Origin of the sequence: Streptomyces sp. NPDC002669, from assembly GCF_042889165.1 — a bacterium.
GTDB lineage: Bacteria > Actinomycetota > Actinomycetes > Streptomycetales > Streptomycetaceae > Streptomyces.
The window spans coordinates 115,222-128,919 of record NZ_JBIAQQ010000019.1 but is presented as its reverse complement, the minus strand read 5'-3'; the positions used below and the strand labels follow the sequence as shown (position 1 = coordinate 128,919).

Annotated in this window: 8 protein-coding genes; 2 read left to right on the top strand and 6 right to left on the bottom strand. The window is 71.9% G+C overall.

Going from position 1 to position 13,698, the window contains the following annotated elements:
- Positions 1 to 11: 11 nt before the first annotated feature.
- Complete coding sequence (locus ACFYW1_RS26030; RefSeq protein WP_388997859.1) at positions 12 to 803, top strand: metal-dependent hydrolase; 792 nt, start codon at positions 12 to 14, stop codon at positions 801 to 803.
- Between the two features lie 112 nt (positions 804 to 915).
- Here ACFYW1_RS26030 and ACFYW1_RS26025 read toward each other — a convergent pair whose 3' ends face one another.
- The 5 genes from ACFYW1_RS26025 to ACFYW1_RS26005 form a co-directional block, all read right to left on the bottom strand.
- Entirely contained in the window at positions 916 to 2,697 is a 1,782-nt protein-coding gene (locus ACFYW1_RS26025; RefSeq protein WP_388997856.1) for an ABC transporter ATP-binding protein, read from the bottom strand.
- Positions 2,694 to 4,553: an ABC transporter transmembrane domain-containing protein gene (locus ACFYW1_RS26020; protein ID WP_388997853.1), complete on the bottom strand. Its 1,860-nt coding sequence runs from the start codon at positions 4,551 to 4,553 to the stop codon at positions 2,694 to 2,696. Before ACFYW1_RS26020 ends, ACFYW1_RS26025 begins: the two co-directional genes overlap by 4 nt.
- A 171-nt stretch (positions 4,554 to 4,724) precedes the next feature.
- A complete protein-coding gene (locus ACFYW1_RS26015) occupies positions 4,725 to 6,179 on the bottom strand; it encodes a Gfo/Idh/MocA family protein (protein WP_388997850.1) in 1,455 nt (484 codons plus the stop codon).
- A gap of 367 nt (positions 6,180 to 6,546) precedes the next feature.
- Entirely contained in the window at positions 6,547 to 9,498 is a 2,952-nt protein-coding gene (locus tag ACFYW1_RS26010) for an FAD-binding and (Fe-S)-binding domain-containing protein (protein ID WP_388997847.1), read from the bottom strand.
- An 80-nt stretch (positions 9,499 to 9,578) separates the two neighbouring features.
- Entirely contained in the window at positions 9,579 to 10,022 is a 444-nt protein-coding gene (locus tag ACFYW1_RS26005) for a MarR family winged helix-turn-helix transcriptional regulator (RefSeq protein WP_148837886.1), read from the bottom strand.
- A gap of 144 nt (positions 10,023 to 10,166) precedes the next feature.
- Here ACFYW1_RS26005 and ACFYW1_RS26000 point away from each other — a divergent pair, with 144 nt between their 5' ends.
- Positions 10,167 to 11,972: an ABC transporter ATP-binding protein gene (locus ACFYW1_RS26000; RefSeq protein WP_388997843.1), complete on the top strand. Its 1,806-nt coding sequence runs from the start codon at positions 10,167 to 10,169 to the stop codon at positions 11,970 to 11,972.
- A 465-nt stretch (positions 11,973 to 12,437) separates the two neighbouring features.
- Here the strand turns inward: ACFYW1_RS26000 and ACFYW1_RS25995 are convergent, their stop codons facing one another.
- Complete coding sequence (locus tag ACFYW1_RS25995; RefSeq protein WP_388997840.1) at positions 12,438 to 13,547, bottom strand: NAD(P)-binding domain-containing protein; 1,110 nt, start codon at positions 13,545 to 13,547, stop codon at positions 12,438 to 12,440.
- Positions 13,548 to 13,698 lie beyond the last annotated feature (151 nt).

The window sequence follows — 13,698 nt, the reverse complement described above, 5'->3', positions numbered from 1 at the left end:
GCGGAAGCACCATGATGGGACCGGCACACTCGCTGTCAGGGGCGGCGGCCTGGCTGGGGGTGGGCGCCGCTGCCGCCGCCGCGGGCCACGCGATGCCGTGGCCCGTCCTCGTCGTGGGCGCGCTCATCACCGCCGGAGCCGCGCTCGCCCCGGACCTCGACCACAAGTCCGCGACCATCTCGCGCGCCTTCGGACCGGTCTCGCGCGGGCTCTGCGAGATCGTCGACAAGCTCTCGCACGCCGTCTACAAGGCCACCAAGATGCGCGGCGACTCGCAGCGCAACGGCGGCCACCGGACCCTGACGCACACCTGGCTCTGGGCCGTTCTGATCGGCGCCGGGGCCTCCGCCGCGGCGGTCACCGGCGGCCGGTGGGCGGTCCTGGGAATCCTCTTCGTCCACCTGGTGCTGGCCGTCGAAGGACTGCTGTGGCGGGCTGCCCGGATGTCCAGCGACGTCCTGGTCTGGCTGCTCGGCGCGACCAGCGCCTGGATACTGGCGGGCGTCCTGGACGAGCCGGGCAACGGCTCGGACTGGCTGTTCACCGCCCCCGGCCAGGAGTACCTGTGGCTCGGGCTGCCGATCGTGCTCGGCGCCCTCGTCCACGACATCGGTGACGCGTTGACCGTCTCGGGCTGCCCGATCCTGTGGCCCATCCCGATCGGCCGCAAGCGCTGGTACCCGGTCGGCCCGCCGAAGGCCATGCGGTTCCGGGCCGGCAGCTGGGTGGAGCTGAAGGTGCTGATGCCGGCCTTCATGGTGCTCGGGGGAGTGGGCGGGGCGGTGGCGCTGAACATCATCTGACCAGCGGGGCCGGGCACCGCACGACGCCCCGGCCCCGACCGCTCCACAGCCCCCCGTCGGGACCGCGCGCCTGCCGACCGGGGGTTTTCGTCGCCCCGGCCGGCAGGCCCCCTCAGCCGTGCCAGGACCGCCACAGCGCCGCGTACGCGCCGTCCGCCGCCACCAGCTCGTCGTGGTTGCCCAGTTCACTGATCCGGCCGCTCTCCACCACCGCGATCACATCCGCGTCGTGCGCGGTGTGCAGACGGTGGGCGATCGCCACGACCGTGCGCCCCTCCAGCACCCGGGCCAGCGACCGCTCCAGGTTCCGGGCGGCCCGCGGGTCCAGCAGCGACGTCGCCTCGTCCAGCACCAGCGTGTGCGGATCGGCCAGGACCAGCCGGGCCAGGGCGATCTGCTGGGCCTGGGCCGGGGTCAGCGCCAGACCACCGGAACCGACCTCGGTGTCCAGCCCCTCCTCCAGCGCCCTCGCCCAGCCGTCCGCGTCGACCGCCGCGAGCGCCGCCCACAGCTCCGCGTCCTCGGCACCCGCCCGGGCCAGCAGGAGGTTGTCCCGCAGCGAACCGACGAACACGTGGTGCTCCTGGTTGACCAGCGCCACCTGCGTACGCACCTGCTCCGCCCTCATCCGGGACAACTCCGCACCGCCGAGCGTCACCTCACCCGCGCGCGGCGCGTAGATCCCGGCCAGCAACCGGCCCAGCGTGGACTTGCCGGCCCCCGACGGACCGACCAGCGCCAGCCGGGTGCCCGGGGCCACGTCCAGCGACACCCGGTGCAGGACGTCCAGCCCGGCCCGGTAACCGAAGCGCACCTCGTCGGCCCGTACCTCCCGGCCGTCCGGGACCACCTCCGCGTCACCCCCGTCCGGCTCGATGTCCCGTACGCCGACCAGCCGGGCCAGCGACACCTGGGCGACCTGCAACTCGTCGTACCAGCGCAGGATCAGGCCGATCGGGTCGACCATCATCTGCGCCAGCAGCGCGCCCGTCGTCAGCTGCCCCACCGTCAGCCAGCCCTCCAGGACGAACCAGCCGCCGAGCAGCAGCACCGCGCCCAGGATCGTCACATAGGTGGCGTTGACGACCGGGAAGAGCACGGAACGAAGGAAGAGCGTGTACCGCTCCCACGCGGTCCACTGCCGGATGCGGGTGTCCGACAGCTCCACCCGGCGCGCGCCCAGCCGGTGCGCCTCCACGGTCCGCCCGGCGTCCACGGTCTCCGCGAGCGTCGCCGCGACCGCCGCGTAACCGGCGGCCTCCGAGCGGTACGCGGACGGGGCCCGCCGGAAGTACCAGCGGCAGCCGACGATCAGGACCGGCAGCGCGAGCAGCACCGAGAGCGCCAGCGGCGGGGCCGTCACGGTGAGCGCGCCCAGCAGCAGCCCCACCCACACCACACCGATCGCCAGCTGCGGCACGGCCTCGCGCATCGCATTGGCCAGCCGGTCGATGTCCGTGGTGATCCTGGAGAGCAGATCACCCGTCCCGGCCCGCTCCAGCACCCCCGGAGGCAGCCCCACCGACCGCACGAGGAAGTCCTCGCGCAGATCGGCCAGCATCTCCTCGCCGAGCATCGCGCTGCGCAGCCGCATCATCCGGGTGAACACGGTCTGCACCACCAGCGCGAGCGCGAACACCCCGGCCGTGCGCTCCAGACGCAGGTCCCGGACCCCGTCGGAGAGATCCTCCACCAGCCCGCCCAGCAGGTACGGGCCGACGATCGAGGCGATCACCGCGATGGCGTTGAACGAGATCAGCACGGCGAACGGCCCGCGATGGCGCCGCAACAGCTCCCGCACATAGCTCCGCACGGTGGCGGGAGTACCCACCGGCAGGGTCGTCGCCGATTCCGGCGCGGCCGGGTCGTACGCCGGTTCCGCGACGCCGATCATGCCCGTTCCCCTATTTCCTCGATCGTCCTGAACGCGTCCCCGGCATCCGGGGCGGCGATCTCGTCGTCCGTCTCGCGCGTCACGACCGCCCGGTAGCGGGGCTCCGTGCGCAGCAGCTCGCGGTGCGAACCGACCGCGACGACCGTGCCCCGGTGCGCCAGCACCACCCGGTCGGCCAGGTCGAGCAGCAGCGGCGACGAGGCGAGCACCACGGTGGTGCGGCCCCGGCGCAGCTCCTTGATCCCGGCGGCCACCCGGGACTCCGTGTGCGAGTCGACGGCGGAGGTCGGCTCGTCGAGAACCAGCACCTCCGGGTCGGCCACCAACGAGCGGGCCAGGGCCAGGCGCTGGCGCTGGCCGCCCGAGAGCGAACGGCCGCGCTCGGTGATGCGCGTGGTCATCGGATCGCCGCCCGCGTCGGCGGACGCCTGCGCCAACGCGTCCAGCACGTCACCGCACCGGGCGGCGGCCAGCGCGTCCTCGGCTGTCACCAGGCCGGACGACGGCACGTCCAGCAACTCGCCCAGCGTGCCGGAGAGCAGCACCGGGTCCTTGTCCTGGACGAGTACGGCGGTCCGGGCGGTGTCCAGCGGGAGTTCGTCCAGCGGTACGCCGCCGAGCAGGACGGAGGGGACCGTTTCCGGCTTCGACGCGTTCCCGTCCCCGGGTTCGTTCCCGTCCGTGGCCGGGCCGGGTTCCGGGTCCGCCTGCGCGTGCCCGCCCAGGCGTTCGGCCAGCCGCCCCGCCTCGTCCGGATCGCCGCAGACCACCGCGGTGAACAGGCCCGCCGGGGCCATCAGCCCGGTCACCGGGTCGTACAGATCGCCGGCCGGTGCGGTGTCGAGGCTCGCCGGCCGGTCCGTGTGGTCCAGCGACAGGACCCGCACCGCGCGCCTGGCGGAGGGCCGGGAGAAGGAGTACGCCATCGCGATCTCCTCGAAGTGCCGCAACGGGAACAGCAGCAGCGCCGCCGCACTGTACACCGTGACCAGCTGACCGACCTCGATCCGGCCGTCCCGGGCCAGCGCCGCCCCGTACACGACCAGCGAGATGAGCAGCACGCCGGGCAGCAGCACCTGGATCGCCGAGATCAGCGACCACATCCGCGCACTGTGCACCGCGGCCTCGCGGACCTCCTGCGAGGCGCGCCGGTAGCGGCCGAGGAACAGCTCCTCGCCGCCGATCCCGCGCAGCACCCGCAGCCCGGCGACGGTGTCCGAGGCCAGCTCGGTCGCCCGGCCCGCCTTCTCCCGCTGGAGGTCGGCGCGCCGGGTGGCCCGGGGGAGCAGCGGCAGCACCGCCAGGGCCAGCAGGGGCACGGAGAGGGTCACCAGGAGGCCCAGCGACGGCAGATAGAGCAGGAGCCCCGTACAGATCAGCACGAGGGCGGCGGCGGCCGAGGCGAAGCGGGAGAGCGCCTCGACGAACCAGCCGATCTTCTCGACGTCGCCGGTGGACACGGCGACGACCTCGCCCGCGGCGACCCGGCGGGTCAGCGCGGAGCCGAGCTCGGCGGTCTTGCGCGCCAGCAGCTGCTGCACCCGCGCCGCGGCGGTGATCCAGTTGGTGACGGCGGTGCGGTGGAGCATGGTGTCGCCCAGGGCGATCAGTACGCCCAGGACCAGAATCAGACCGCCCGCCCATGCGAGCCGGTCGCCGGAACGGTCCACGACGGCCTGCACGGCGAGACCCGCGGCGAGGGGTAGACCGGCCAGCGAACACTGGTGCAGCAGACCCCAGGCCATCGAGGCGAGCTGTCCGCGGAGCTGGTTGCGGCCGAGCCAGAGCAGAAAGCGTGGGCCCGACCGGATATCGGGGTCGCCGGGATCCGAGTACGGAAGATCGCGAATCTGCATGACGTCCCATGGTTCGATGTGCCGGTTCGTGCAGCGAATGCCGCGAACCGTCCCAGGTTCGCCCCGGAACGTCAGTCGGAGCAATTGATTTTCTGGACGTTCCGGACGGGGCCGCGGTGTCCGGAACGGCTCGGCCGAGCAGCACCGGACCCACGGCCCCGACCTGGGACGTCAGGCCTTTTCCGGATCCTGCGAGTCCATTCCGGAACGGGCCTTCTTCCACTCGCCGCGGGTGAAGTCGGGGATCTGCTGCGGCGCGCCCTTCGCCTTGATCGACAGATGACTGAGCGGTACGGGCGCCGTCCACGTCGCCGCGTCGTACACGTCGAAGTCGGGGACGAGGCCGAGCCGCATGCACTGCATCAGCCGGAACACCAGCATGTAGTCCATGCCGCCGTGACCGCCGGGCGGGTTGGCGTGCTCCTTCCACAGCCAGTGGTCCCAGTCCTGGTACTTGGAGAAGTCGCCCCAGCTGTCGTTCGTGTGGTCGGGCTCGATGTAGATGCGCGCGGGATAGTCCTCGAAGACGCCCTTCGTCCCGCCGAGGCTGTTGATCCGGGAGTAGGGGTGCGGGGTGGAGACGTCGTGCTCCAGCCGGATGACCCGTCCCTTGGCTGTCTGGACGAGACTGATCGTCCGGTCGGACTCGATGTAGGTCTCCTTCCAGCTCGGGTCACCGGCCGGCATGTGCTTCTCGCGGTACTCGGCGAGCCCGAGCGCCGGGGAACCGACGCTGGTGATGCTCACCGCGCGGTCACCGCGGTTGATGTCCATGTAGTTGGCGACCGGCCCGAAACCGTGGTTGGGGTAGAGGTCGCCGCGCAGCCGGGTGTGCCACAGCCTGCGCCAGGGCCCCTCGTAGTAGTCCGGGTCGAACATCAGGCCGCGCAGATCGTGGTTGTACGCGCCCGCGCCGTGCAGGAGGTCGCCGAAGAGCCCGGCGTGCGCCATGCGCAGCACCCGCATCTCGTTGCGCCCGTAACAGCAGTTCTCCAACTGCATGCAGTGGCGTCTGGTGCGCTCGGAGAGGTCGACCAGCTCCCAGAGCTGGTCGAGCCGGAGCGCGATCGGACACTCCACGCCGACGTGCTTGCCGTTCAGCATGGCGGTCTTCGCCATCTGGAAGTGGAAGTCCCAGGGCGTCGCCACATAGACGAAGTCGATGTCCCCGCGCCTGCAGAGGTTCTCGTAGTCGTCCTCGCCGTTGGTGTAGACGGCGGGCGCAGGTTGGCCCGCCGCGGTCACCTTCGCGGCGGCCCGTTGCGCCTTGGCCTTGACCGGGTCGCAGACGGCGACGACCTGCACACCGCTGACGGCGAGGAAGAGGTCGATCATGCTGCCACCGCGGTTGCCGAGGCCGACGATGCCGACCCGGACGGTGGAGCGCCGGTCGAACGGCACCCCGGCCATGGTGCGCCCCTGGCGCTCGGGGACGGACGCCGGTTCCGCGGCGGCGCCCTCGGGGCCCCGGGCCGGAGTGGCGGCGGATGCGGTACCACCGGCGAGGGCGCCGAGCCCGAGCCCGGCACCGGCCGCACCGGCGGTCGTGCGCAGGACCGAGCGACGGCTCATCGAGCCCTCGTCGCGGCCCCGAGCGCCGTCGTCCTGCTGTGCTGCGTCGTTCATCGATCCTCCGGAAGGGGGTCTGATGTGCGCGGCTTCTGAATGAACCTGGTTAAGGACCTTGGTAGTTGGCGCTGCTGGTGCGCAAGGGGAGCGATTGGACTCCTGCTTTGAAACCATGGACTTTTGTGCGCGAGGGAAGGGCTTTTCGCGCACGTGCGAACTTTCACGCGCGCGGGCACTTGCGCGTATGTCCACGTGCTGTGTGCGCGAGCCTGCTGCATGCGCGAACGTGCCGTGCACGCGGGCCTGTCCCGCGAACTCCTCGCGCGCGCAAGCACGGAAAAGCCGGACGGGCCCGAAGGATCGGGCCCGTCCGGCGGGTCGGTCCGCGGGTTCGCCGTCTACCGCTGCCCGGGGGACGAGGGCGTCACCGCCCGACCGGCCCCGGTCGCGTCGCCCGCTCCAGCTCCATCAGGACCGAGTAGTACGAACGGCCCGTGGCCCGGTCCATCCCGATCTCGCACATCCGGTTGGCCGAGAGATGGGCGTCGTACTCCCGCTGCTTCACCTCGGCGGCCTCCTTCGCCGTGGCGGATCGCGTCAACTCCTTGTGCAGCATGCCGCGGTCGCCCGCGAAGGCACAGCATCCGGCGTCGTCGGGGATCACGACCTCCTCCGCGCACGCCTCGGCGACCGCGCGCAACTGCTCCACATCGCCCAGGTGCTGCATGGAGCACGTCGGGTGCAGCACCGCCGAACCGGTCTTCCGCAGCACGGTCAGCTCCGGGAGCAGTTCGTCGGCCGCCCAGACGAGGGAGTCGACGACGGTCAGCTCCCGGTGCAGTGCGAGGTTGTCCTCGGTGAGGTACGGCACCACCTCGTGGGCGATGCCCAGGGTGCACGAGGAGGCGTCCACGACCAGCGGCAGCTTTCCGCCCGCCGTCCAGCCCCAGGCGGCCTCCACGATGCGGTTGGCCATCACGGTGTTGCCCTCGTCGTACCCCTTGGAGTGCCAGATCGTCGCGCAGCAGGTCCCCGCGACGTCGTCCGGGATCCACACCGGCTTCCCGGCACGGGCGGAGACCGCGACGACCGCCTCCGGCAGCGACGGGCCGCGATGCCCCTCGGGGCCGCCGAAGATGCGGTTCACGCACGCCGGGTAGTAGACGGCGCTCGCTCCGGTGCGGGAGGTACGGGGCAGCTGCCGGGCGGCGGCGCCGGGGATCTCGGGCAGCCACTCGGGCACCAGATCGGGGCGCACGGCCCGGCGGGCGAGCCCGGTGATGGTCTCCAGCGGCCCGTCGCCGATGCGGTCGCCGATCCGGTCGGCCGCGGCGACCGCGAGCCGGGCCGCGGCCTCCACCGCCTTGAAGTTCTTCGCGGTGAGCGCCGCGATCCGTTCCTCGCGGGGCGAGTGCCGCCGGTGGCGGAAGTCCTTCATCATGGCGCCGGTGTCGATGCCGACCGGGCAGGCGAGCTTGCAGGTCGAATCGCCCGCGCAGGTGTCGACGGCGTCGTAGCCGTACGAGTCGAGCAGCTGTGTCTGCACGGGGGAGCCGTCCGGCTGCCGCATCATCTCCCGGCGCAGCACGATCCGTTGGCGCGGCGAGGTCGTCAGGTCGTGGCTGGGGCAGGTGGGTTCGCAGAAACCGCACTCGATGCAGGGGTCGGCGACCGGTTCGACCTCGGGAATGGTCTTCAGCCCGCGCAGATGGGCCCTCGGGTCGCGGTCGAGGACGATGCGGGGGGCCAGCACCCCGTCGGGATCGATGGCCTGCTTGGTGCGCCACATCAGTTCGGTCGCCTTCGGACCCCACTCCAGCTCCAGGAAGGGGGCGATGTTGCGGCCGGTGGCGTGTTCGGCCTTCAGCGAGCCGTCGAAGCGCTCCACCGTCAGCCGGCAGAAGTCGTCCATGAACGCGGCGTAGCGGTCGACGTCGGACGGTTTCGCCGCGTCGAAGGCGAGCAGGAAGTGCAGATTTCCGTGGGCCGCGTGGCCCGCCACGGCGGCGTCGAAGCCGTGTTCCTCCTGGAGCGCGAGCAGGGCCTCGCAGGCGTCGGCCAGCCTGGAGGGCGGCACCGCGAAGTCCTCCGTGATCAGCGTCGTGCCCGAGGGCCGGGAGCCGCCGACCGCGGTGACGAACGCCTTGCGGGCCTTCCAGTAGCCCGCGATGGTCCCGGCGTCACGGGTGAAGCAGTTGGTCACCGAGGCCACCGGGGCGACCAGGTCGAGTTCCTCGACGACGGCCGCCGCCGCCCGCTCGTACGCCTCCTGGCCCGCCTCGTCCGGGGCCCGGAACTCCACCAGCAGCGCCGCGGTCTCCTTGGGGAGCCCGGCCCAGTCCGCGGGCACGCCCCGGACGCTCACCGACGCGCGCAGCGTGTTGCCGTCCATCAGCTCGACGGCGATCGCCCCCGCCTCGTTGAAACGGGGCACGGCCGCCGCCGCGGCGGTCAGGGACGGGAAGAACAGCAGGGCCGTCGAGACATGGCGGTCGAGCGGCAGGGTGTCGAAGACGACCTCGGAGATGAAGCCGAAGGTGCCCTCGGAACCGACCATCAGACCGCGCAGGATCTGCACGGGCGTGGCGCCGTCCAGGAAGGCGTCGAGCCGGTAGCCGTTGGTGTTCTTGATCTCGTACTTGGCACGGATCCGGGCGGTGAGTCCGGCGTCCGCCTCGATCTCCGCCTTCAGCGCCATCAGCGACTCGCACAGCCGCGGCTCGGCGTGGGCCAGGTCCTCGTCCGCCCTCGGGTCGCCGGTGTCGACGACGGTGCCGCTCGGCAGTACGAAGGTGAGGGAGGAGACGGTGCGGTAGGAATTGCGGGTCGTGCCCGCGGTCATCCCGGAGGCGTTGTTGGCGACGACTCCGCCGATCGTGCAGGCGATGGCGCTGGCCGGGTCGGGGCCCAGCAGCCGCCCGTACCGGGCGAGGGTGGCGTTGGCCCGCAGGACCGTCGTCCCCGGGCGGACGCGGGCCCGCGCGCCGTCGTCCAGGACCTCGATGCCCGCCCAGTGGTGGCGCACGTCGACGAGGATGTCCTCGCCCTGGGCCTGCCCGTTCAGGCTGGTGCCGGCTGCCCGGAAGACCACTTCGCGGCCCCTGCCGTGCGCGTACGACAGGATCGCGGAGACGTCGTCGATGTCCTCCGGGACCACGACGACCTGGGGGACGAACCGGTAGGGACTGGCGTCGGAGGCGTACTTCACCAGGTCGGAGACCTTCCACAGCACCTTCTCCGGCCCGAGCAGGGCGACCAGCTCGTCGCGCAGCGCGTCGGGGGTGCCCGGAGCCTGGCGGGCGGGAACCCTGTCCACGGAGGGCGTGCGCGGCACCTCGGGGCGGAGTGTTTCCGGCTTCGGCTCCAGCAGTGGCATGTCGGGTTCTCCTCGGCGGTTCGGTCGGTACGGCGGCGGCGGACATGCCCACGCCCGACGGGCGGAGCGCGGCCGCGCGTCTAACAGCGGCGCTCCGGCATTCCGTTGACCAGGGCGGTCAGCAGTCCGCCGAGCACCTCGCGCTGTTCGACGGTCAATGGAGCCAGGATCTCCTCCGCGGCGGCCCGGCGCGCGTCGCGCAGCGACCGGAGGGTGGCGCGGCCCTCCTCGGTCATCTCGATCCGGACCACCCGGCGGTTGTCCGGATCGGGGGCGCGGCGCACCCGGCCGCTCGCCTCCAGGCCGTCGACCAGGCTCGTCACGGCACGCGGGACCACGTCCAGGCGCTGGGCCAGATCCGCCATCCGGGGCGGGCCGTCGTAATGCGCGACGGTGCGGAGCAGGCGGAACTGCGCGGGGGTGATGCCGATCGGCTCCAGCTGGCGGCTCTGGATCCGCTGGAGCCTGCGGGTGACCCGCAACAGCTGCTCGGCGAGGACGCCGTCGGCGTCGGAGGAGTCCATGGGGGAACAGTATCAGGACCTTGTGCATTGTGAGTATGGGTAACAATGAGCTATGCTCCCAAAAGTCCTGACCGGTCGATCCCTCGGGGTCGAGCCGCCGCTGCCGCACGGCCGACGGCTCTCGCACGCCCGACGAAGGAGCCCATGAAGCCCGACGAAATCAACTGGACGCCCCCGCCGCGGGACGAGGAGCGCCCGCCCGCCGAGGTGCGACGCATCCTGCGCCTCTTCCGCCCCTACCGCGGCCGGCTCGCGCTGGTCGGACTGCTCGTCGGCGCCTCGTCGCTGGTGTCGGTCGCCTCGCCGTTCCTGCTGCGCGAGATCCTGGACACGGCCATTCCCCAGGGGCGTACGGGACTGCTGTCGCTGCTCGCCCTCGGCATGATCCTCACCGCCGTGATGAACAGCGTCTTCGGAGTCCTGCAGACCCTGATCTCCACCACGGTCGGCCAGCGCGTCATGCACGACCTGCGCACCGCGGTCTACGCCCAGTTGCAGCGGATGTCGCTCGCCTTCTTCACCCGGACCCGCACCGGTGAGGTGCAGTCCCGCATCGCCAACGACATCGGCGGCATGCAGGCGACCGTCACCTCCACCGCGACGTCGCTGGTCTCCAACCTCACCGCCGTCGTCGCCACGGTCGTCGCCATGCTGGCGCTCGACTGGCGGCTCACCCTGGTCTCGCTGCTCCTGCTGCCGGTCTTCGTGTGGATCAGCCGCCGGGTCGGCCGGGAGCGCAAGAGGATCACCACCCGCCGCCAGAAGCAGATGGCCGCCATGGCGGCCACGGTCACCGAGTCGCTCTCCGTCAGCGGCATCCTGCTCGGCCGGACGATGGGCCGCTCGGACTCCCTCGTCAAGAACTTCGCCGAGGAGTCCGAGAAGCTCGTCGACCTCGAAGTGCGCTCCAGCATGGCCGGGCGGTGGCGGATGTCGACGATCGGCATCGTCATGGCCGCCATGCCCGCCGTCATCTACTGGGCGGCGGGGATCGCCCTGCAGTCCGGCGGACCGGCGGTCTCCATCGGCACGCTCGTCGCCTTCGTCTCGCTCCAGCAGGGACTCTTCCGGCCCGCCGTGAGCCTGCTCTCCACCGGGGTGCAGATGCAGACGTCCCTCGCGCTCTTCCAGCGGATCTTCGAGTACCTGGACCTCGACGTCGACATCACCGAACCCGAGAACCCCGTCCGGCCGGCGGAGATCCGCGGCGAGATCCGCTTCGAGGACGTCGACTTCGGCTACGACGCCAAGAGCGGGCCGACGCTCGGCGGCATCGACCTCACCGTCCCGGCCGGAAGCAGCCTGGCGGTCGTCGGACCGACCGGATCGGGCAAGTCGACCCTCGGCCATCTGGTGCCCAGGCTCTACGACGTCACCGGCGGCAGGGTCACGCTCGACGGCATCGACGTGCGCGACCTGGACTTCGACACCCTGGCGAGAGCCGTGGGAGTGGTCTCCCAGGAGACGTACCTCTTCCACGCCTCGGTCGCCGACAACCTGCGCTTCGCCAAGCCGGACGCGACCGACGAGGAGATCGAGGCGGCGGCCCGCGCGGCGCAGATCCACGACCACATCGCATCGCTCCCCGACGGCTACGACACCCTCGTCGGCGAGCGCGGTCACCGCTTCTCGGGAGGCGAGAAGCAGCGCCTCGCCATCGCCCGCACGATCCTGCGGGACCCGCCCGTACTGGTGCTCGACGAGGCGACGAGCGCCCTGGACACCCGCACGGAGTTCGCCGTGCAGGAGGCGATCGACGCGCTTTCCGCGGGCCGCACCACCATCACCATCGCGCACCGGCTCTCCACCGTCCGCGACGCGGACCAGATCGTCGTCCTGGACGGCGGCCGGATCGCCGAGCGCGGCACCCACGAGGAACTCCTGGAACAGGAGGGCCGCTATGCCGCCCTGGTCCGCCGGGACACCCAACTCACCCCTGCCACGGGGTGATCGGGGACGGCGGCCCCGCCCCCGCCTGCCCGGCCCATATGGTCCGACTGCGTCTGCGCCCGGTTTCGCCGATCCCGATCGCGACCCGTCCGGAAACGCGACGACGCCGCCGCTCCCGTGGGACGGGGAGCGACGGCGTCGGGCGGAGCGATGGTCAGACGAGCCAACCCACGAAGTGGACGATGCCGGCGAGCAGGTTGGTGATGACGTTCATTCGGTGTTTCTCCTTGTGCGTATGCATATGTGGGACAGCACAGTCGCGGTCTGCAGCCCGTCGCTTGCGCCCTGTAATCATCAGCCGCCGCGGGTGCCCCGGGCAACGAATGGCGAAACGATCACGCGTTCCAGCGAACATCCGATCCCTTGTTCGCGTGTTCTGTTTCCGAGGTGGGGGCATGCGGTGCCCGGCTCGTGAGGTTCCGAACCCGCACCGCCCGGGGCCCGCGCGATCCGGGGGGCGTCCCCTCACGGTGTGACGGGCGCGAATTCCTCGTCGGTACGCGCCGGCGTGTCGCGCCCCTCCAGCAGCCGGGTGATCTCGTGCACCGCGGCCCGCCCCGCCCGGTTGGCGCCGATCGTGCTGGCGGACGGCCCGTAGCCGACGAGATGGATGCGGGGGTCCCGCACCGCCCGTGTGCCCTCGACCCGGATGCCGCCGCCCGGCTCGCGCAGCTTCAGCGGTGCGAGGTGGTCGATGGCGGCCCGGAAGCCGGTCGCCCAGAGGATGACGTCCGCCTCGACCGACCGGCCGTCGTCCCAGGCGACCCCGTCGGGCGTGATGCGGTCGAACATCGGCAGCCGGTCGAGCACCCCCTGCTCGCGGGCGCGCCGGACGGCGTCGGTGAGCGGCAGCCCGGTCACGCTCACCACGCTCTGCGGCGGCAGTCCCCGCCTGACCCGCTCCTCCACCATCGCCACCGCGGCCCGGCCCCGGTCCGCGTCGAACGGGCCTTCCCGGAAGACCGGCGGCCGGCGCGTCACCCAGTACGTCTCGGCCGCCACGTCGGCGATCTCCATCAGGTGCTGCGTACCGGAGGCGCCCCCGCCGACCACCACCACGCGCTGTCCGGCGAACTCGGCCGGGCCGGGGTAGTTCGCGGTGTGCAACTGCCGCCCCCGGAAGCTCTCCTGGCCCGGGTAGCGCGGCCAGAACGGCCGGTCCCAGGTGCCGGTGGCGTTGATGAGGGCGCGGGTGGCGTACGTGCCCTCGGACGTCTCGACGAGCAGCCGCCCGTCCCCGCCCTCGCGTACCGCGCTCACCTCGACGGGGCGGTGGACCCGCAGGTCGAAGGCGTGCTCGTACCGTTCGAAGTACTCACCGATGACCTCGGAGGAGGGGCGGTCGTCGTCGGCCCCGGTGAGCTCCATGCCCGGCAGGGCGTGCATGCCGTGGACCTTGCCGTAGGTCAGCGACGGCCAGCGGAACTGCCAGGCGCCGCCGGGGCGCGGGGCGTGGTCGAGCACGACGAAGTCGCGATCGGGTTCCAGGCCGGCGCGCCGCAGATGGTGGGCGCCGGACAGTCCCGCCTGTCCGGCGCCGATCACGACGACATCGACCGCACGTGCCGCAGCCACCCCAAAGTTGTTCACGTTTCTACTAACCGTCGTGGGGGCGAGGATCTTCCCGGGGTGACACCGGGGAGGATCATGCTCCCGGGTCGCGTGTGCGGGCAGGCCCGCGCGCGTGGTTTCTGTCCGGTTTTCCCGGCGTCCGGCGCCCTGCCGG